Below are 21,375 nucleotides of genomic sequence, written 5' to 3' on the forward strand. Positions count from 1 at the left end.
GGTTCATGGCTTTATCGGCAAGAGGACATCATGAAGACTCCCATCATCTTTGATACCGACCCGGGCGTTGATGACGCCCAGGCCATCGCCATCTGCCTGGCACATCCGGACATCGAATTCCTCGGCATGACGACCACCTTCGGCAACGTCACCATCGAGACCGCCACGTCCAATGCGTTGTTGCTGGGGGAGCTGGCGGGCCAGAATATCCCGGTCGCACAGGGTGCTGCCCAACCGCTGGTCAAGGACAAGTTCCCCGCACCGGCGCACATCCACGGCGCCAACGGCCTTGGCAACATGGATATCCCGGAGCCCAAGGGCAAGGCGCTGCCCATCAGTGCACCGCAGTTCATCGTCGAGCAGGTCAATGCGCGTCCGGGCGAGATAACCCTCGTCGCGGTAGGCCCGCTGGGCAACCTGGCAACCGCCCTGCAACTGGACCCGAGCATCATCACCAAGGTCAAGCAGGTGGTCGTGATGGGTGGCTCCATCCGTGAAGGCGGCAACGTCTCTCCGGTCGCGGAAGCCAATATCTTCAACGACCCGCATGCCGCCTCCAAGGTGCTCACGGCAGGCTGGCCGCTGACCATGGTCGGCCTGGATGCCACTCACCGCTGCGTGCTGTCCCCGGCACATGTCGAGCGCATCCGTGTCGCGCAAGGTGCCCTGGGCGAGGTGCTGTCCGGCAGCTATCAGTTCTACAAGGCCTTCTACCAGGAAGCTCGTGGCATCGATGGCTGCTGTCCGCACGACAGCTGTGCCCTGGCCTGGCTGATGAAGCCGGAGATGTTCACCGTCGAGCGTGGCCACCTGAGCGTCGAAGTCGAAGGGCTGGCGGAAGGCCAGACCCTGTTCGCGCCGCAAGGACGCGAGTTCCTCGGCAATCAATGGTCCCAGACACCGCTGGTCGACGTCTGCGTCAATGCCAACGGTGAGCAGGTCGTCGAGTGGATCACCGACGTGCTGACCGCCAAGGCTTCCTGAGCCTGTACTCCCGATATCTCGTGACGCACCGCGGGTCATGGCGATACCGGCTGCCCCCTGCAAGGCATGCCTTGCGGGGGGTAGCCAGTCTGCGTGATGCCTCGCCTTCTCTCCGCTTTCTATTGCCTCTCTCGTTTCTCTCGTCTTTCGCCTCTCCCACCTCGTCGATGACAGTGTTGTGGGTAGGATTGATATCTGTGCGGAGATACAGGGTAACGGTATAATAAAAGATGCTTGCAGACGCAGACAGATCGCACACTGCCAGGCCATGCTCAGCGTATGCGCGTTATCTGATAGGCTATCGGGGACGCACGACCTGCCACCCAGATGCAGTCTTCAGAATTCCATGGAGCGTTTCATGCCCTCATCGTCTCTCATGCCCGCCATGCGTGCACCGTCTCAGCTCTGCTCCGAGGGCTCGGCAGACAACGCCTGTCAGTATGACTGTCTCGTCTTCATCGGCCGCTTCCAACCCGTTCACCATGGTCATGTCGCGATCATGGAGGAGGCCCTGCGTCGTGCACGCCAGGTCATCGTCCTGGTGGGGTCTGCCTGGCAGGCGCGTTCCTTGCGCAACCCTTTCACCTTCGATGAACGCACCCGCATGATTCGCAGCTGTTTCGGGGAAGATGCCAATGCCCGACTGGAAATCGTGCCGCTGCTGGATGCTCTCTACAACGACGATGTCTGGGTGCGGGATGTGCAGCGCAAGGTGCGTGACATCGCACGCCCGCAGGCCAATCGCATGCCACGCATCGCCTTGATCGGGGCCACCCACGGCAATGACAATGCACGCTCCAGCTATTATCTGAGTCTGTTCCCGCAGTGGGAATCCGTGGCAGGGCCTTACCACGAGGGCATGGTGGCGAGCCATATCCGCGATGTGATCTTCAGCGAGCGGGCCAGAGTCGAGGACTGGCTGGACAACGAGGGACTGGAGTTGCTGCCCGGCAGCGTCGCGCAACATCTGCGCGGCTTTCTGGAGGAAACGGCATGGCAGGGTCTGGTCGAGGAGCGGCGACTGCTCGAGCAGTATCGCGCGGCATGGAGTGACGCGCCCTATCCTCCCCTGTTCATCACGGTCAATGCGGTTGTCGTGCAATCAGGGCATATCCTGCTGACCACCCGACGCGCGGCGCCTGGCAAGGGGCTTTACGCCCTGCCCGGGGGCTTCGTCCAGTCGCAGGAGCGCCTGCTGGACGCCTGCCTGCGCGAATTGAGAGAACGCGTGCGGCTCAAGGTGCCAGAGCCCGTCCTGCGCGGCTCGCTGCGTGGGCAGCGTCTGTTCGATGAGCCTCATCGCAGCTGGCGCGGTCGCACGCTGGCAGAGGCCTTCTATTTCGCACTGCGCCCGGAGCAGCAGTTACCGAAACTGCGCAGCAGTGGCAAGGACAGCGAAGAGCAGGCTCGCTGGGTGGCACTTGCGGATCTGGAGCCTGACACCTTGTTCGAAGACCACTTCTTCATCATCCAGAACTTTCTGGGCTTGCATGCGGGGCAAAGCAGTTTCTGACTCGCCGATAGAGACAGCTTTGCCAGACACGACAACGGCAGGCCAATGGCCTGCCGTTGTCGTGTCTGGGTGTGGCCTGTCAGGCCTGAAGGAAATCTCGCGGCAGATTCATCAGCTGCTTCCACAGCTTGTCGATCCCCGGCTTGTGAACCAGTGAGCAACGATAGAGACGAATCTCCAGCGGAATATCCCAGGCGTCATTGCCGGCTCTCACCAGCTTGCCACTTTCCAGCTCATCCCGGATGCAGAAGTCCGGAATCCACGCCATGCCCACTCCCTGCAACGCCATGCCCTTGAGACCCTCCGCCATCGCCATTTCATAGACGGTGCGCAGACGAAGCCGCAATGGATCATTCTTGAGCAACATCTTCACGCTGCGCCCCAGGAACGCTCCCTGTGTATAGGAGAGCAAGGGAATCGCGTCCTGACTGGTTTCGCTCTGGCCGGTCAGCGGGAAGCGTGGTTCGCCGTTCTCCAGCGGCACGCAGACCGGCAGCATGTTGACCTTGGCCACCGAGAAGGAGGGGAATGCCTCTGCATCCAGCTGCATGCTGGCGTAAGGGTCGTAATACGCCAGCATCAGATCGCAGTTGCCCTCACGCAGGGCATGGATGGCATCGCCGACATTCATGGCGGAGAGCCGCGTCGGCAACTCCCCCAGCCCTTGCTGAAGGCGCGAGATCCACTTGGGGAAGAACGCCAGCGCCAGCGAGTGTGCCGCCGCGATGTCCAGCGTCTCGTTGGCCATCCCAAGCCCCCGTAGATGGGCCAGACATTCGGACAACTGCTCGGTCAGGTTGCGCGCGGTCACCAGGAACAACTGCCCTTCCGGCGTCAGGCTGACAGGCGTGGTCGAACGATCCACCAGCGTGGTGCCCACGGCCTGCTCCAACGCGCGAATTCGACGGCTGAAGGCTGGTTGGGTCACATGTCTGAGGCGAGCCGAGGTGGAGAAGCTGCGCGTGTTGGACAACGCGACGAAATCTTCCAGCCATTTTGTTTCCAGGTTCACCCGAACTCCCATCGATATCGATCATGCCGGCAATATGCGTGAAAACCGGTCATGTAGCGCCTTGTCTCTGGCAGTGAGCTTCACGGGGGAGAATCACTACCTTCGTCGTATGCATTTGACGTATACGGCAGCGGCGATAGGCATTGGTCGTCGGGGCATCCTGCTGGTTACCCTTGTCCACCTCACCGCGCTTCAAGCGCAACAGTGTACTTCAGCCAGGAGTTCCGCCCAAGTGAACAGTGCCTCGGAAACCGCTCAGAACGCCATGCCATCCTCACAGCCCGACCTCAGCCATGCAGAGCAGGAGGCATTGGCAAACGGTTTCCGCCTCGAGAAGGATCTACTGGGACGCGAGCCGGTCCCGACAGAGGCCTATTACGGTGTCCAGACCCAGCGTGCACTCAACAACTTCCATCTGTCCGGCGTGCCGCTGTCCCACTTCCCGCGACTGGTGGAAGGCCTGGCATTGGTCAAGGCCGCTGCCGCGGAAGCCAATCACGCGCTGGGCTATCTCGAGACACGTGAGCACGATGCCATCCAGCATGCCTGTGCACGCTTGATGAATGGCGATCATCACGATCAGTTCGTGGTCGACATGATCCAGGGGGGTGCCGGCACCTCGACCAACATGAATGCCAACGAGGTGATCGCCAACCTCGGGCTGGAATATCTTGGCTATCCGAAAGGGGATTACCAGCACCTGCACCCCAACAATCACGTCAACATGGCGCAGTCCACGAATGACGCCTATCCGACGGCCATTCGTGTCGGCCTGCTGCGCAGCCACTCGATGCTGGTGGATGCGCTGAGCGAACTGGCCAATGCCTTTGCCAGCAAGGCACTGGAATTCGATGATGTCGTCAAGATGGGGCGCACCCAGCTTCAGGATGCGGTGCCGATGACGCTGGGCCAGGAATTCCGCGCCTTCGCCAACACCCTGCGCGAAGATGTCGAGCGCATCGCCAACCTCAACGAGCTGCTCAAGGAAGTCAATCTGGGGGGCACGGCGATCGGCACCGGCATCAACGCCGATCCGCGCTACAGCGCCCTGGCCATCGAGGCATTGGCACGTCGTTCCGGCATCGACTTCCGTCCGGCGTCGGACCTGGTCGAAGCGACCAGCGACATGGGGGCCTTCGTGCTGTTCCACGGCATGCTCAAGCGCCTTGCGGTCAAGCTGTCCAAGATCTGCAATGACCTGCGTCTGCTGTCTTCCGGCCCGCGCACCGGCTTCAACGAGATCAACCTGCCGCCTCAGCAGCCGGGCAGCTCGATCATGCCGGGCAAGGTCAATCCGGTGATTCCGGAAGCCGTCAATCAGGTCGCCTTTGACGTGATCGGCAACGACACCGCGCTGACCATGGCGGCGGAAGCCGGCCAGTTGCAGCTCAACGTGATGGAGCCGCTGATCGCCTACAAGCTGCTGGATTCCATCCGCCAGCTGAGCCGAGCCATGACCATGCTCAAGAATCGCTGCGTGATCGGCATCACGGCCAATCGGGATCGTTGTGCGGAGCTGGTCAACAACTCCATCGGCCTGATCACCGCCCTCAACCCCTACATCGGCTATGACAACGCGACCCGCATCGCCAAGGAAGCCCTGGTCAGCGGTCGCAGCGTATTGGAGCTGGTGCGCGAGGAAGGCCTGCTGGATGAGGCGCGCCTTGAAGCACTGCTGTCGCCGCAGGCGATGACACGGCCGCGCCAGATGAAGGATTGAAGCTGCAGCAGCGTTCCGATGACTCATCACAGATTATCCTTGCGCCAAACCGTAACGTGGTCTGACGCGCAGACTGAAATGACAAACGCCCCGCCCAGGCTTGAAACCTGAGTGGGGCATTTTTCTGCTGGATAGCGGCAAGACAAGTCGCTTCTCTTTCCTCGCTTCTCTTTCCTCGCTTCTCGCTTCTCGCTTCTCTCCAGTGTCACGCTGCTATCTGGCCTGCCCTGCTGGATCCTGCCGAGTCGTCATGTCGACCCGAGGGTCACGCGGGTAGAAGCGCTCGGGCTGCGCTTCGACGTGGTCAAAGTGCTTGGTGTTCTTGTAGGGCATCTTCATGAAGCCCGACACCCCCAGTCCGGAAATCAGTGGTACGGCGGCCAGGATGACATCCAGAAGATGCGCGAAATCGGCTTCACGCCCGGGGTCGAGCAGACGGTAATAACTGTGGATCTTGAGATGATGCGGCAATGCCTCGAAGATCAGCATTCCGGTGTGATGGATCTGATTGAGTTCCGACAGCGCGTTCATGATCTGTTCCGGCAGGGCCAGAAACTCCTCGGGATCCGGGCCATCCTCGAAATAGGAGTGCACTCGTGATTCGTCCTCCAGCTCCGGAACGGCGCTGACTTCATAGGGAAAGCGGAGTGCCTCACGCCGAGGGGAGGCTCGCGGCAGTGTGAAGGCGTCCTCGGGGTCGTCGCGCTCCAGGTGCAAGGTATCACGCGCATTGAACAGACAGGCCTTGAACACACCCTGTCGATAGATGGCACGCGCCAGCGCCACCATGTTGTTGACCGCTACCACGAAGGCGGCCTTGAGCGAGGGGTCATGCAGGTGCAGCGCCGTGTCCACGAAGATGCCCTGCGGCTCCCAGCGGATCGCCAGTCCCCCGACGATCGGATACTTCCCCAGCCGGCTCACCGCGGCCAGAAAGGCTTTCTCCGTATCTCCCATGCCCTGCATGAAGTTCTTGTAATAGCGATCCAGCTGGACGTCATTGACGGCATCCAGCGCATTGGGGTGGTCGCCGTCTTCGAGGTTGGCCTGCGCGCTGTCCATGCCATCGATCTCGAAGGCTTCCCGCAGAAAGGATTTGCGCGAGGTATAGACGACGGTGTCGATGTCGCGGGCGGCAGGCCGCACCCAGACGGGAAGCAGAGAGGGTATCGGCGATGACGGCAGTTCCGGCATGACCAGACGAGCCATTCTCGGCATCTCGCGCAGGAAGTAGTCACCCGCCTGCATGCGCAGCATCGGGTCTTCCGCCAGCATGCCATCCAGCATGCGCGCGAACTCCCGTGGCAGTCCCAGCGAGGTTGCCGGGATGGCCCGCACGCCGAAGCGACACGACTGCCCTGACGCCAGTGCATAGAGTGTCGCGGCCACGCCTTGCTCATCGAAGCGAGGCGAGGACAGCGCGCCATTGAGCTGTTCCTCGCCGATGAAGTAGACATCGCCCAGTCGCGCGTTGGTCTGCTGCAGATCATCCGACATCAGCTGCATCACATTGGTCGTGAGGTATTGCATGTGCTCGTCGAGTTGCGCGAAGACGGCACTGCCCCAGTCGATCAATGCTACCTGCTCACGCTCGGCATCGAAGACCAGGTTGGACGGCTTGATATCCCCGTGCACCACCGCGGGCGTGTCGGGGCTTGCGGATGACCCACGCAGCGACTTGAGAATCCCGGCAAGCTGACTGGCGACCCTGATCACCAGACGCGGTGACATGCGACCGTGCTTGAGCGAGTACTCCTCGAGATTGATGCCCGGCGCGCGCTCCATGACCAGTATCGACTGGCGGCGAACGCGCTGGTAACTGATCAGGCGCGGAATCAACGGATGCGCGACCTGGTCGAGCATGAAGGCCTCTTCCTCCAGACGGTCCTGCAACGCCTGAGGCAAGGTGACCCGCGTGAACTTGAAGACGTGCTCCTCTCGAATGACCGTGCCTTCGCCAGGGCGCCACCCGGCAAACACGAAGCCATAAGCCCCCTTGCCCACCAGATGGATTTCGCGATAGCCCAGCCCCTCGAGCTGGGCAATGCACAGTGCCACCCAGTCCTTGAGCTTCTTGGCATCATGATGCGAGAGCAGGTAGATGGACTGCTCTTCCGGGATATAGAACTGTTGCAGGCGCTCATGAGCGCGCGTGTCACTCATGGACAAGCGCCTCCCTCAGCGAACCCCGTCATGCCAGCGACAGCAGCATCTCATCGGGATGCTCCAGATAGTGCTTCCACAGATTGCTGAAGCGAGCGATGGTACCGCCATCGATGATGCGGTGATCCCCGGCCCAGGTGATCGTCATGATGTCGCGCGCGCAGACATTGCCGTCGACATCGAAGCGCGGCAGCCGCTGGGTACGACCGAGGGCCACGATGGCGACCTCGGGCTGATTGATGATCGGGGCCGCATAGGTACCTCCCAGAGCACCAATGTTGGAGATCGACAGCGTGCCACCCTTGAGATCCGCCTGCGGGACACGACCATTGCGTGCCGCCTCGGTCAGTCTGGCTACCTCGCGCGCGATCTCGAGGATGCTCAGGCGTTCAACGCCCTTGACGTTGGGCACCATCAGGCCGGCGGCACCATCGACAGCCATGCCGATATTGCAGCTTGCGTGATAGAGCACCTGGCTTTCATCGTCACTGAGACTTGCATTGAGAATCGGCTCTTCAAGCACCGCCAATGCCATCGCCTTCATGATGAAGGGCATCAGCGTCAGGCGAGTCCCCTCCTTGTCGGCGCGGGACTTGAGACGCGCGCGCAGCGCGAGCAGCTCGGTCACATCGAGCTCATCTCCGTAATGGAAATGGGGGATCTGGGTGCTGGATTGCACCATGCGTCGGGCCATGACGGCCGCCACGCCCTTGAGGGGGACCTGCCTGGCTTCCAGCCGCGCTGCACGCGGCTCGTGCGACTCGCACGCCACCGGCTCGGCCACCGCCACATCGGGGGAGCCCGCAGCCGCGGGGTCCACGTCCTGATGGCGTTGATCTGCAGAGGGTGCTGTCGGGCTATCTGTCGCGGAATCACGCGCGAGATAGGCGAGCACATCCTCTTTCAATACCCGACCGTTGCGACCAGAGCCCGCAATGGCGCTGATGTCCAGCGCATGCTCGCGCAGCAGACGACGAACCGCCGGCGTGGCAGGAATGCGCGCCTGGGCCGGGGACATGCCTGAGGAACAGGCAGACGGAGCGTTCTGTGCTGCAGCCGGCGCCATCCCTGCCTCCGTGACTGCCTCGTGCGCCACGCGGGATGCCTCGTCGGCCGTGTCATCGCTGTCTGGCACATAAGCGTACAAGGGGGTATGGACACGGGCGTTCTCCCCCTGAGCGTAATGGAAGCGCACGATTCGCCCGGGCTCGGAGGCCGTGATCTCGACCAGCGCCTTGTCTGTCATCACATCGACGATCGTCTGATCTTCCTCGACCTTGTCGCCCTCGGCCACATGCCAGGTGACCACCTCACATTCGACGATGCCTTCCCCGATGTCCGGGAGGATGAAATCACGCGAACGTCGTTCACTGACAGCCTCTCCAGCGGTCTGATCCGCGCTGTCGGCGCCCGGCGCCTTCGCTCCGGACGGGGCGTGATCGCCAGCCGGCGCTGCTTGTCCATCTGCCCCACCTGCTTCACCTGCCCCACCCTTCCCATCCGACTCACCCGCCTCATCCACCGCAAACAGCGGTGCATGCACCCGGGCAATCTCGCCCTCCCGACAATACAGACGAACCACGGTACCTGCGTGGGGCGCGGGAATTTCCACCAATGCCTTGTCCGTCATTACCTCGGCGACCGCCTGATCTTCCTCGATCACATCGCCTTCCTTGATCAACCACTTGACCAGCTCGCACTCGACGATCCCCTCGCCGATATCGGGCAGGATGAAATCATTCATGGCACACGTCACTCCCTGCAACTCATCACGTAAACACAAACCGACACCTGGACATGAGCGGTCTCGACATCATCGAGCCTCCGTCAGCAATTCCAGGTCCGTGCTCAGTCATTCAGGCTCAGTCATTCGAGCTCAATCACTCGGGCTCAGTAATTCAGGCTCTGCTTGATGGCTTCGTATATCTTGAGCTCGTCCGGCAGATGCTCCTTCTCGAGCACCAGCGGGAACGGTGTGTCCAGACCGGTGACGCGACGTATGGGCGCTTCCAGATACAGGAAGCAACGCTCTTGCACGGTTGCCGCTATCTCGCTGGCGAAACCTCCCGTCAGCGGTGCTTCATGACTGACCACCAGGCGACCCGTCTTGAGCACGGATTGGCATACGGTCTCGAAATCCCAGGGCAGAATGCTGCGCAGGTCGATCACCTCGCAGTCGATACCGTCCTGTTCGGCCAATGCGGCCGCCTTCTCGATGACCTCCATCTGGGCTCCCCAGCCCAGAAGCGTGATGTCACGGCCTTCACGGATAACCTCGGCGACGCCCAGCGGCAGCTCATAATCCGCTTCCGGCACCTCGCCCACGGAAGCGCGATAGAGACGCTTGGGTTCCATGAACAGCACGGGATTGGGGTCACGGATCGCCGCCAGCAGCAGACCTTTCGCCTGATGGGGGTTGCGCGGGATCACGATCTTGAGCCCGGGGGTATGCGCAAAATAGGCTTCAGGTGACTGGGAGTGGTAGAGCCCGCCGGCAATGCCCCCGCCATAGGGAGTTCGAATGGTCAGTCCGCCGACATTGAAGAGATCCCCGGAGCGGTAACGGAACTTGGCCGCCTCGTTCACGATCTGGTCGAACGCCGGGAAGATGTAGTCGGCGAACTGGATCTCGGCGACCGGGGTCGAGCCCTGCGCCGCCAGTCCATTGGCGAAGCCGATGATCCCCTGTTCCGTCAAGGGCGTATTGAAGCAACGCTCACGGCCGTACTTGTCCTGCAGATGACTGGTGGCACGGAAGACACCGCCGAATACGCCGACGTCCTCACCGAACAGCACCACCTGTGGATTGGCCGCCATCGCGATGTCCAGCGCGTTGTTGATGGCCTGCAGCATGTTCATCTGCTTCTTGCCTGAGCTCGCGCCGGCTGTCTCACCCGATGCGGGAGTGACGTCGTGACGGGCAGTGGTCGGAGTCGAATCGCTCATGCCGGCTGGCCTCCCTGCTGACGCTGCTGATGGGCCTTGCGGCTCTGCTCGATCTCATCGGCACTGAACCCCATGCTGCTGGCCCCCTTGGGATAGGCATGCGGGTATTTGCGGATATGCTGCTTGAGGTCTTCCATCTGCGCTTCCAGCAAGGGGGGCGGCGTGTCATAGACATCAGTGATCAGACTCTCCAGCGGAGGCGGAGCCAGTTTCTCGGCGCGCTTCATCGACTCGAGCACCTCTCGGCGCAGTTGATCGCCGGTAGCCTTCTCCTCCTCCTCGCTCCACCAGCCCTGGGCCTCAAGCCAGTGTCGCATGCGCAGGATGGGGTCCTTGTCGCGCCAGATGGCCTCTTCCTTCTTGCTGCGATAGCCCGAGGGGTCATCAGAGGAGGAATGCGCGGCCAGGCGATAGGTCATCGCCTCGATCAATACCGGCTGATTCGTCTCGACGGCGATCTTGCGCGCCGCCTGGGTGGCTTCGTAGACGGCAATCACATCGTTGCCATCCACGCGGATGCACTGCATGTGATAACCGAAGGCGCGCGGCGCGATGCCATCTGCGGCGAATTGCTCGCAGGACGGTGTGGAAATCGCGTAGCCATTGTTGCGGCACAGGAAGATGCACGGCACACGATGTACCGATGCCATGTTGAGGGCCGCGTGGAAATCCCCTTCCGACGCGGCACCCTCTCCGAAGATGGTAATGGTGCATTGCCCCTTGCCCGCCAGCTTCTGACCATAGGCGTAGCCGGTCGCCTGGGGAATCTGGGTCGCCAGCGGTGATGAGATGGTCATGTAGTTCAGATCACGCGAGCCGTAGTGGATCGGCATCTGGCGTCCCTTGCCGTAGTCGCGTTCATTGCCGAACATCTGGTTCATGAATTCGTCACAGCTGAACCCACGCCACGCCAATGCGCCCTGCTCGCGATACTGGGCCATGATCATGTCGTCATCCTGCAGCGCGGCCGCACTGCCGATCACCGTGGCTTCCTCACCCGTGCATTGCATATAGAAGCTCAGACGCCCCTGACGCTGGGCAGCCAGCATGCGCTCATCCAATACCCGGATGAACAGCATGGTGTGATAGATCCTGAGCGCTTTCTCGCGCGTGAGACTGACCTCTTCGCCTCCCTCATGCAGCGAGCCATCCTGGCGCAGACGCTGGAAGAGAGGGATGCAGAGCTCATCACCGGTCATGAAGGCGATGCGATGCAGGACATTCGCGGTTTCAGGCGCCAGCTGCCGGGAAGTGGGAAGTGATGTCAACTCGGGATGTGCGGTCGGCTCAGAGCCCGAGGCCATCGTGTCAGTCTTCACTGCGTCCGAGGCTGAGGCCCTGGCTGCACTCGCAGACGATGTGGAGGCGGCCGCGGGGGCCTGTTCACGAGTGGCGGGCTCACTGGTGGAGCCATCGCCCTTGCAGGAGCCGGTGGTTCTTGTATGGGACATGCGCATCATCCTCTTTACCGATCAGGTGCCTGAGGCCCCCGCCCGCTCCTTTTGAGAGCGAGCAGGCAGATGGTCTGGCTGAGCCACCCCGGGAATGCAGAGAGAAGTGCTGCGATGAGGACTCGCGATGCAATACGCTCTCCGGCAATCGCCGATGCGACGTGGTTTCCGTCATGCCTCGTTGCTGTCAGCGTAGTCGAGGTTGTCCAGCCAGCGCTAGAAAGTTGACGTTAACGTAAAAGATAGGTGATTGCAGTGAATAGTACTGCCTGAGCGCTACATCTTTGGTGGAACGATTCGCGGCATGAGCTTATGCAGGATTGGTATGGAAACGCAGAATCCTGCAATGGGACCGCAAAATTACGACTAAAGATGCAAGGGGAGCACTCAGGTGGACTGGTAATCTTCCCGCACTAAAACGGTGCCTCAACTTGCGACACCCCCTATCAAGCAGCGCTCGGGTTCTCCTGTGTGCAATGAGCGATCGAGATCGCGACCTCGAATAAGGACAACCACATGAGTGACACTTCACGTCCCAATCTCTGGCGCCGCCTGCCGCTATGGCAGAAGATCCTCGGTGGCCTGGCGCTGGGTATCCTTGCCGGCGCCCTCATGGGTGAGAACGCCAGTGTCTTCAAGCCGCTGGGCGATATCTTCATCAATGCCATCAAGATGCTGATCGTACCTCTGGTATTCAGCACCCTCGTCGTCGGTATCACCTCGATGCGTGACCCCCAGAAGATGGGGCGCATCGGTGGCAAGACCATCGCGCTTTACCTGCTGACCACGGCCTTCGCGATTGCCATCGGCATGCTGGCGTCTGCCATCTTCCAGCCGGGTGCCGGTTTCGAATTCAGCTTCGACAAGGCCATGGAAACCAAGGAAGCACCGTCTCTGGTGCAGATCCTGGTGAATCTGGTGCCCAGCAACCCCATTGATGCGCTTGCCAATGGCAACATCATGCAGATCATCGTCTTCGCCATCGGGATCGGCGTCTCGCTGATCATGATCGGCGACAAGGGCGAACCGGTCGTGCGTGTCTTCGACAGCTTCGCGGAAGTGATGTACAAGCTGACCGAGTTCGTGATGGCCTTCGCCCCGTTCGGGGTCTTCGGCCTGATGGCGCATGTTTCCGGCAACTACGGCATGGATGTGCTGCTGCCGCTGGCCAAGGTCATCGCCGTGGCGTATCTGGCGAGCATCGTGCATGTGCTGGTGGTCTACTCCGGCCTGTTGGCGACACTGGGCAAGCTGAACCCGATGCGCTACCTGCGTGGCATCGTCGATGCGCTGGTCGTGGCGTTCTCCTCGGCCTCAAGCTCCGGCACCCTGCCGATCTCGATTCGCTGTGCCCAGAAGAATCTGGGCGTCTCGGAAGGCGTATCTGGCTTCGTACTGCCGGTAGGCGCCACCATCAACATGGACGGTACCGCCATCTATCAGGGTGTCGTGGCGCTGTTCATCGCGCAGATGACCGGGATCGAGCTGTCGGTGATGGATTACGGCATGATCGTGCTGACCGGTACCCTGGCCTCCATCGGCACGGCGGGCGTTCCCGGTGCCGGGCTGATCATGCTCTCCATCGTGCTCAGCCAGGTGGGTCTGCCGCTGGAAGCGATCGCCGTGATCGCCGGCATCGACCGCATCCTCGACATGGCACGCACCACCGTCAACGTCGCGGGCGACCTGATGGTCACCACCCTCGTCGGCAAGTCCGAGAAGGAACTGGATCTGGAGATCTACAACGCGCCGCACAAGCAGTGACGCCACCAGGAGTGCTTGCGACGTCTTTCGTCCGATGGCTCAGGTGACATGTCACATAGGACATGCCACTCATGAGTCACCCCAGCCGTACGATCAGTGACTGACACGAAGAAGCCCCGCTCATCGAGCGGGGCTTCTTGTTTCGTCAGGAGTCTCTCGCCATTTCCTCTCAGGCTGTCGCCTCCGGCGGGGAATCGCGCAGCTCGCGCCTCAGCACCTTGCCGACATTGGTCTTGGGCAGGTCATCGATGAACACCACATGGCGTGGCACCTTGTAACTGGCCAGCTCCTTGCGCGACCACTCTCTCAGCGCATCCGCCTCAAGCTCCGCACCGTCCTTGAGTACCACATACAGCTTGATGGCTTCCCCGCTACGTTCATCAAGAACCGATACCGCAGCGGCCTCCAGGACATCCGGATGCCGCACGATCACGTCCTCGACCTCGTTGGGATAGACGTTGAAGCCGGAGACGATGATCATGTCCTTCTTGCGATCGACGATGCGCATATAGCCATCGTCCTGGAAGACCGCGATGTCACCGGTGCGCAGGAAGCCATCGGCAGTGAAGCTATCCTTGGTCGCCTGCTCACGCTGCCAATATCCCTTCATCACCTGCGGCCCCTTCACGCACAGCTCACCGGGCTCCCCCATCGCGACAAGCTCGCCCTCTTCATCGTAGAGACGCACCTCCGTCGAGGGCATCGGACACCCGATGGTGCCCAGCTGGATGGCGTCCAACGGATTGAACGACACGATCGGCGAGGTCTCGGTCATGCCGTAGCCTTCGGAGATATCACTACCGGTGACCCGCTTCCACTCTTCAGCCGCCTTGCGCGTCAGCGCCACGCCTCCCGAGGTGGTGATCTTGAGCTTAGAGAAATCCAGTGCCTGGAAGCCGGGATTGTTGCACAACGCCACGAACAAGGTGTTGAGCCCCACGAACATGGTGAAGTCATGCTTTTGCAGCGTCTTCACGAAGCCCGGAATGTCCCGCGGATTGGGAATCAGCAGTGAATGGTTGCCCTCGCTGAGCATGCAGGCCAGATGAATGGTGAAGGCATAGATGTGATAGAGCGGCAGAGGTGCCACCAGCGTCTCATTCCCGGCCGAGAGCCCCTGGGTCAGCGCCATCTTGCCCTGCAGCATGTTGGCCAGCAGGTTGCGATGGGTAAGCATCGCCCCCTTGGCGACGCCTGTGGTGCCTCCGGTGTATTGCAGGACGGCGACATCATCGAGTGCCAGTGTCGGCCGCTCCCAACGCTCGGCCTTGCCCTGCGAGATGGCCTGTCGCAGCGGGATGGCATCCGGCAAGCGATAACTCGGCACCAGCTTCTTGACGTGCTTGACCACGGCATTGATCAACAGGCGCTTGAGCGGTGGATGCATGTCGCCCAGTTCGCAGACCAGCACGTACTCAAGGCCGGTACGCTCGCGTACCCGCTCCACCTTGTCGGCCATGTTGGCCAGCACCACCAGCGCCCGTGCGCCGGAGTCATTGAACTGATGCTCCATCTCGCGCTCGGTATACAGCGGATTGGTATTGACCAGCACCAGCCCCGCACGAATGACGGCGAAGGCCACCACCGGGAACATCAAGGTATTGGGCAACTGGATGGCGACCCGATCGCCCGGCTTGAGATCGGTCTCGTGCTGGAACCAGTCCGCCAGCTGGCGACTGGAAGTTTCAAGCTCTTCAAAGCTCATGGTGCGGTCCATGCAAGTGAAGGCCGGCCGCTGGGCGTGGGTGCGACAGGCGTTCTCGAACATGTCCATCAGGGAATCAAGGCCGGTGAAGTCCACTTCCCGCGAGGAGCGCAGGCACGACATGCCGCTCATGTCGCCTGTCGTTGGCTGTGCTCTCGAAGCGTCGGGCGAGGCATCTGCCACGTGGGAAGGATCTGTAATCACGTCGTTGGTGGAGTCGGTAGTGGACTTGCCTGACTCATCGGGTCGAGCCGCTAGGGGATCATGCATGGCGTTGCTCCTTGAACAGTACGTGGGGCGCTCGGCGTCACTGCCCCCGCTACCTTGTTGTTGTAAGACGTTGTTGTAAGACGTTGTTGTAAAACGTCGTCGCGCGACTACATCGTAAGACATCGTGGTGAGGCGCTGCTGGGGCTCCGTCGGGTGGGTGTCAGCCTGTGGGCCCTTCACTGTCGACAGCATAGCCGCAAACCCATGCTGCGCGCCGTTGGCGGAATCGATGGACCTGCCAGCATTGGAACATACGTACGTTTGATATTGCCTTGCGACCTTGGTGACATGCGCAGGCTGGCTCTGGAGCAGGGAAACAGCCCTGAGCCCAAGGAGGAAACAGCCCTGAGCCCAAGCAGGAAACAGCCCTGACCTAAAGCCGGAAAATCGCTGACATGGATGAGCGAGACCTCGCCTTCTCATCTAAACGCAAGAAACAACGAGGCCCCTGCCCAGAGGGCAGAGGCCTCATGTCTTGCACACCGGATGCACACGTCAGGCGCATACGTCTGGCGCGCACGTCAGGAACAGGCAACTCAAGAGAGGTCGCGGACCTCGTTCTCGATCATCTTGCGGATATGCTCTTCGTTCTCGATCATCGATTCGCCGTCCTCGCGCAGCGATTTCAACAACCCGATCATCATGGCGATCAACACGAAGGTGAACGGCAAGGCGCCGGCGATCGAGGCAGCCTGCAGGGACTTGAGCGCCTGATCTCCCCCCAGCAACAGCAGGATCAAGGTCACTGCGCCCAGCATCATGCCCCAGATGATGCGTTGCTGAACCGGAGGACGACGACCGAAGGCCAACAGGCGTCCCAGCACCAGGGTGCCGGAATCCGCAGACGTGACGAAGAAGATGATCACCACGACCAGCGCCGCCACCTTGGCTACGGTCGCGGCGATGCCGGGCGTGAGCACCTCGAACGAGTGGTAGAGGGTTCCGGCGTAGTCCCAGTTGGTGACCGCAGCCGTATAGATGCCCATGTCGGCCCCGTACAGGGACTGATAGATGCCCGCCGAGCCGATGACGCCAAACCAGACCAGCGCCACGATGGAGGGGATCACCATCACCCCGAGAATGAATTCACGGATAGTTCGGCCGCGCGAGATGCGCGCAATGAACATGCCGACGAATCCGGCCCAGGCGATCCACCAGCCCCAGTAGAAGATGGTCCAGCCGCCCTGCCATATAGATGCCCATGTCGGCCCCGTACAGGGACTGATAGATGCCCGCCGAGCCGATGACGCCAAACCAGACCAGCGCCACGATGGAGGGGATCACCATCACCCCGAGAATGAATTCACGGATAGTTCGGCCGCGCGAGATGCGCGCAATGAACATGCCGACGAATCCGGCCCAGGCGATCCACCAGCCCCAGTAGAAGATGGTCCAGCCGCCCTGCCAGATGCGCTCGTCCGGCGTGCGCGCCGTCCACAGTGTCATCGAAACGCCATCGGTGAGGTAATCCCCGAGCGCGGTGATGGAGCTCGCGATCAGATAGTTGGCATCGCTCACCAGCAGGAAGTAGGCAAGGATGCCGAGGCATACCCAGGTATTGAAGGTGGAAAGCAGCTTGATGCCACGTGCCACGCCGCTGGTCGCTGACAGAGTGGCGATGGCGCTGATCAGCAGGATGGAGACCACGGTCACCATCCGCGACTTCTCTTCGATGAGGCCCAGTGACATCAGGCCGGAGCCGATCTGCTCGACGCCCAGGCCGAGCGTGGTGGCGATGCCGAAAATGGTGCCGAACACGGTCAGGATGTCGACGGTATGTCCGATGGGCCCGTAGATACGGTTGCCGATCAGCGGATAGAGGGCCGAGCGCATCGAGAGCGGCAGGCCCTTGCGAAAGGCGAAATAGGCCAGTGACAGTCCGACGATGGCATACATGGCCCAGGCGATCGTCCCCCAGTGGAAGACGGTGAGCTTGATGCCACCGGCCGCCGCTTCCGCGACGCGGCTGTCAGGCACCGGGAAGCCTTCGTCCCCCGGCATGAGACCACTCGCCAGGGCGGCCTGCTTGGCCTCGAAGAAGACGGCGACGGCCGCCTTGATGTCAGCACTCAGAAACGGATTGCCCCCGCTCCAGTCACTCGCGAAATGGATCATGGGCTCGGACATCGAGAAGAACAGCATGCCCGCGCCGGTACCGCAGCCGAACAGCATCGAGAACCATGCAAAATTGCTGAACTCCGGGCGTTCATCGTCACGCCCCAGCCGGATCTTGCCGACACGCGAACACATCACGTAAAGACAGACCACGAAGGTCGAGAACATGACCAGCACGTAGTACCAGCCCAGGGTGCTCTCTATCCAGGACTTGATACCCAGAAACTGATCGCTGGCCGTCTTGCCCAACAGAATCGCATAGAGAATGAAGAACACGGTCATGGTGATCGCGGTGATACCGAGCGTCGAGTTGAGTCCCTTCAAGACACCTCGCTGCTCGATCAGTGCATCCAGTTCCTTTCCTTTCAGCATGTTTCTACCTCGTGACGGGTTTTTATTATCGTTGTTCATGACACCGGTATCGTGGTTCATGACAGCGGATACTGGGGCTCAGGGAACCTCAGGCGTCATGGCGACATTGCGGGCAGATCGCGTTCACCTTCGGTCAGTCATGGGCGAGAACCCTGGCAGGAGACACCACCACGGCATGTCATCTGGCCCCCGCCGGTATACGACTTTGTGGGAAGAATCCATGCTAGAGGGCCCCTGCTCGCGAGACAAATAAGATCTCGACGTCGCCTGGATAAGCAGAGCTAATGCCTGAGCTGAGAAGACGAGGCCTCAGGTCACGGTCTCTCGACAGATGCACTATCCAGTCCGGCTCATCCAGACAGACAAAAGCCCCCGCGAGTCAACTCACGGGGGCTTGGGGTCTGACGGTCTCGCGCAGAGACTCGCTGTCAGCCGGCAGACTGGGTCAGGCGCAGCTGGTGCAGGTAGTGCATATGGCGCTCGTACTGTTCGAGCAGATCATTGATCACCTGGTCCTTGCTGTAGCCCATCAGATCATAGGACTGGCCGCCTTCCTTGAGGAAGACCTCGGCACGACAGTAATCCTCTTCATCGCCCTCGTCTTCCTGATCCAGATTGAGGTCCGGACGCAGGTGGGAGCGAATGCGCACGCCGTAGATGAAGTCATCTTCCTCGCCATGGCGCGCATTGAAGTAGACGCGATCACGACTGATGGTGACTTCCACCTCCAGTCCCTGACCACGCAGCTCTTCCGCCAGCTCCTGCATGCCTTGCGCGACGGTACCGCGCAGGAACCCCCGCACCATGGCGCGCGTCGGGAAGCTCATCAGGTGCTGGGCACGCTTGCGCCAGTTGCCCTTCTCGCCCATCGGGGTCGCCGCTGCCGTGTTGACGGACAGTGAACGCCGCTTGACGGACTCGAGATTGAGCTGGCGCAGCAGCCCGAAGATCGACGCCAGCAGGATCATCCCGAACGGCAAGGCAGTGGCGATGGTGGCCGTCTGCAGTGCGCCCAGCCCACCGGCCAGCATCAGGACGATCGCCAGAATGCCCACCGCGAAGGCCCAGTAGATACGCTGCCAGGTCGGGGTATCTTCCCGCCCGCCGGAGGCCAGCATGTCGACCACCATCGAGCCGGAATCCGCGGATGTCACGAAGAACACGATGACCATCACCAGCGCGATCACCGAGGTGATGGACGCCAGCGGCAGCTGCTCGAGGAAGGTGAACAGGGCCAGCGAATAGTTGTCGTTGACGGTATCGACCAGCGCCGTGACGTTCTGCTCCATGATCATCGAGATGGCCGTGTTGCCGAAGATGGTCATCCACAGCAGGGTGAAGCCGGCCGGCACGAACAGCACGCCGATCACGAATTCCCGGATGGTGCGACCGCGTGAGACACGCGCGATGAACATGCCGACGAACGGAGACCAGGACATCCACCAACCCCAGTACAGCAGCGTCCAGCCACCGATCCAGTCGTTGGGCTCATAGGCATAGAGTTCGAAGGTCTTGCCGACGATATCGGCCATGTAGAAACCGGAATTCTGCACGAAGGCCTTGAGCAGGAAGGCGGTCGGCCCGAGCAGCAACACGAACAGCAACAGCACGACGGCAAGCCCGAGATTGACCTCGGACAGGATGCGGATGCCCTTGTCGAGCCCGGTCACCACCGAGATGGTCGCAAGGCCGGTGATCACGACGATGATCGCCACCTGGGTCCAGTCATTGTTGGGCATGCCGGTCAGGTGCGAGAGCCCGGCGTTGACCTGTGCCACGCCGTAGCCCAGCGTGGTGGCAACCCCGCAGACGGTGCCGACGATGGCGAAGATGTCCACCGCATGGCCGATCGGCCCATGGATACGCTCACCAATCAGCGGATACAGCGCGCTGCGCAACGTCAGCGGCAGTTCATGGCGATAACTGAAGTAGGCCAGAATCAGCGCGACGATGGCATAGATGGACCAGGCGTGAAGTCCCCAGTGGAAGAAGGTCAGCTTCATCGCTTCGCGCGCGGTCTCCACCTCTTCAGGGGTTCCGGTCGGCGGATTCAGGAAATGCATCACCGGTTCGGCGACACCGAAGAACATCAGTCCGATGCCCATGCCAGCCGAGAACAACATCGCGAACCAGGTGACGTTGCTGTAGTCCGGCAGCGAGTGATCCGGACCAAGACGAATCTCGCCGTGGCGCGAGAAACCGACATAGATCACGGAAATGAGAACGATCGCGACACACAGGATATAGAACCAGCTGACGGTATTGGTGATCCAATGCTGGACCGAGTCAAATACCGACATGGCCGTGTCCGAGAACACTGCCGTGAAGATCACCAATAGCAGGATGATGGCGTTGGCGCAGAAGAAGACTGGCGGATTGACCTTGGCAAACAGGCCTGAACGAGACTCCTTGCCGGGCTCTCCGCCACCCGCAGCAGGGGTTGAACGCATGGGCATTTCCTAGTGGGTGTATTGGCGAGACAGCGTGGGCACTTGATGTCCCCTGGCTGCCTCAACGCGCATATCCATAATGAAAAGTCGTCATCAATGGCGGCGCGGATAATACCACTTGATGGCAACACGCCCAACGCCATGGACACGCCATTGCGGGGTATCACGACATCATCAGATATCATTTCTTTGCGGGTTGCTTGCACACTGAACGAGCGCGGCAGGCGCATAATCGGCGTGACGGATTGATGCAGAGGAGTTGAATGCATGAGCAGAAAAGGATCCACGCGCGGCCTCGCGCTGTCACTTGCCCTGTTGACTGCCCTGCCGGCCGCATCGGCAATGGCCGGTCCGGGGCACCCACGTCTGGATGGCCCGGATATCTTCATCGGGCATGGTGGCCCTGGGCCGCTGGTACGCTGGGCCCCGGGCGGCCCCGGCCACGGGCATGGACTGCCGGCAGGCGCTCGCGGCATCTGGGTTGGCGCCACTCTCTACTACCTGGCGGCGGGCACCTATTACCTCTGGGAGGCCAGCCAGCAACAGTACCTGCCGGTCCAGGCCCCTGCTCCGGCGACGCTCTCCGCCCCCGCGGTGGATGTCATCGCCTATCCCTCCAAGGGGCAGAGCCAGGACCAGCAGGCCAGGGATCGCTACGAGTGCCATCGCTGGGCCAATCAGGAAAGTGGCGCGGATGCCAATTCCGCCGCCCCGCCGGTGACCGCTGGCAATGCCGACACCTATCGTCGCGCATTGAGTGCCTGCTTCAGCGGACGCGGCTACAGCGTGCAATAAGTCAGCCGGCGCGAGTCATCCCTCCGCATGCATGCAAAAAGGCCCGCCACCTCATCGTGGCGGGCCTTTGCTTGCCTGCTCGCGGAAGACCTGAAGGCCTGGTGCCGTGAGTCCT

At 61.2% G+C, this 21,375-nt stretch carries 14 protein-coding genes; 5 read left to right on the forward strand and 9 right to left on the reverse strand.

Features of this window, described 5'->3' with window-relative positions; all coding sequences use genetic code 11:
- Window positions 1–30: 30 nt before the first annotated feature.
- Window positions 31–984 carry a nucleoside hydrolase gene (locus tag QD228_RS08015; RefSeq protein ID WP_077376524.1) on the forward strand — a complete coding sequence of 318 codons (954 nt, stop codon included), beginning with the start codon at window positions 31–33 and terminating at the stop codon, window positions 982–984.
- A 385-nt stretch (window positions 985–1,369) separates the two neighbouring features.
- Window positions 1,370–2,497, forward strand: a complete 1,128-nt coding sequence (locus tag QD228_RS08020) for a bifunctional nicotinamide-nucleotide adenylyltransferase/Nudix hydroxylase (protein ID WP_258038301.1) — start codon at window positions 1,370–1,372, stop codon at window positions 2,495–2,497.
- Window positions 2,498–2,576: 79 nt separating this feature from the next.
- Here the strand turns inward: QD228_RS08020 and QD228_RS08025 are convergent, their stop codons facing one another.
- Window positions 2,577–3,509 (reverse strand): LysR substrate-binding domain-containing protein, encoded by a 933-nt coding sequence (locus QD228_RS08025; protein ID WP_077377372.1) that lies wholly within the window; start codon window positions 3,507–3,509, stop codon window positions 2,577–2,579.
- 265 nt (window positions 3,510–3,774) lie between these two features.
- On the opposite strand from QD228_RS08025, the gene QD228_RS08030 reads away from it, so the two are divergent.
- Window positions 3,775–5,229 carry an aspartate ammonia-lyase gene (locus QD228_RS08030; RefSeq protein ID WP_077377375.1) on the forward strand — a complete coding sequence of 485 codons (1,455 nt, stop codon included), beginning with the start codon at window positions 3,775–3,777 and terminating at the stop codon, window positions 5,227–5,229.
- A gap of 213 nt (window positions 5,230–5,442) precedes the next feature.
- Here QD228_RS08030 and QD228_RS08035 read toward each other — a convergent pair whose 3' ends face one another.
- The 4 genes from QD228_RS08035 to QD228_RS08050 form a co-directional block, all read right to left on the reverse strand.
- On the reverse strand, window positions 5,443–7,392 hold the full coding sequence (locus QD228_RS08035) for a phosphotransferase (RefSeq protein ID WP_279875044.1): 1,950 nt from the start codon (window positions 7,390–7,392) through the stop codon (window positions 5,443–5,445).
- Window positions 7,393–7,420: 28 nt separating this feature from the next.
- Window positions 7,421–9,136, reverse strand: a complete 1,716-nt coding sequence (locus QD228_RS08040) for a dihydrolipoyllysine-residue acetyltransferase (RefSeq protein WP_279875046.1) — start codon at window positions 9,134–9,136, stop codon at window positions 7,421–7,423.
- A 146-nt stretch (window positions 9,137–9,282) separates the two neighbouring features.
- Window positions 9,283–10,251, reverse strand: coding sequence for an alpha-ketoacid dehydrogenase subunit beta (locus QD228_RS08045; RefSeq protein ID WP_084209720.1), 969 nt, complete (start codon window positions 10,249–10,251; stop codon window positions 9,283–9,285).
- An 83-nt stretch (window positions 10,252–10,334) separates the two neighbouring features.
- Window positions 10,335–11,537: a thiamine pyrophosphate-dependent dehydrogenase E1 component subunit alpha gene (locus QD228_RS08050; protein WP_176494037.1), complete on the reverse strand. Its 1,203-nt coding sequence runs from the start codon at window positions 11,535–11,537 to the stop codon at window positions 10,335–10,337.
- Between the two features lie 768 nt (window positions 11,538–12,305).
- Between QD228_RS08050 and QD228_RS08055 the strand changes: the two genes are divergently transcribed.
- Window positions 12,306–13,553, forward strand: coding sequence for a dicarboxylate/amino acid:cation symporter (locus QD228_RS08055; protein WP_279875047.1), 1,248 nt, complete (start codon window positions 12,306–12,308; stop codon window positions 13,551–13,553).
- Window positions 13,554–13,722: 169 nt separating this feature from the next.
- Here QD228_RS08055 and QD228_RS08060 read toward each other — a convergent pair whose 3' ends face one another.
- The 4 genes from QD228_RS08060 to betT all read right to left on the reverse strand — a co-directional run bounded on the left by QD228_RS08060 (window position 13,723) and on the right by betT (window position 20,465).
- Window positions 13,723–15,390 (reverse strand): AMP-binding protein, encoded by a 1,668-nt coding sequence (locus tag QD228_RS08060; RefSeq protein WP_141391659.1) that lies wholly within the window; start codon window positions 15,388–15,390, stop codon window positions 13,723–13,725.
- Window positions 15,391–16,064: 674 nt separating this feature from the next.
- A complete protein-coding gene (locus tag QD228_RS08065; RefSeq protein WP_279875087.1) occupies window positions 16,065–16,721 on the reverse strand; it encodes a BCCT family transporter in 657 nt (218 codons plus the stop codon).
- Window positions 16,615–18,015: a BCCT family transporter gene (locus tag QD228_RS08070; protein WP_279875048.1), complete on the reverse strand. Its 1,401-nt coding sequence runs from the start codon at window positions 18,013–18,015 to the stop codon at window positions 16,615–16,617. The genes QD228_RS08065 and QD228_RS08070 overlap by 107 nt, the downstream gene beginning before the upstream one ends.
- A gap of 428 nt (window positions 18,016–18,443) precedes the next feature.
- On the reverse strand, window positions 18,444–20,465 hold the full coding sequence (gene betT / locus QD228_RS08075; RefSeq protein ID WP_077376546.1) for a choline BCCT transporter BetT: 2,022 nt from the start codon (window positions 20,463–20,465) through the stop codon (window positions 18,444–18,446).
- A 267-nt stretch (window positions 20,466–20,732) separates the two neighbouring features.
- Here betT and QD228_RS08080 point away from each other — a divergent pair, with 267 nt between their 5' ends.
- On the forward strand, window positions 20,733–21,260 hold the full coding sequence (locus QD228_RS08080; protein ID WP_084208710.1) for a hypothetical protein: 528 nt from the start codon (window positions 20,733–20,735) through the stop codon (window positions 21,258–21,260).
- Window positions 21,261–21,375: the final 115 nt, after the last annotated feature.

It is taken from the genome of Cobetia sp. 3AK (genome assembly GCF_029846335.1).
GTDB classification, from domain to species: Bacteria; Pseudomonadota; Gammaproteobacteria; order Pseudomonadales; family Halomonadaceae; genus Cobetia; species Cobetia marina.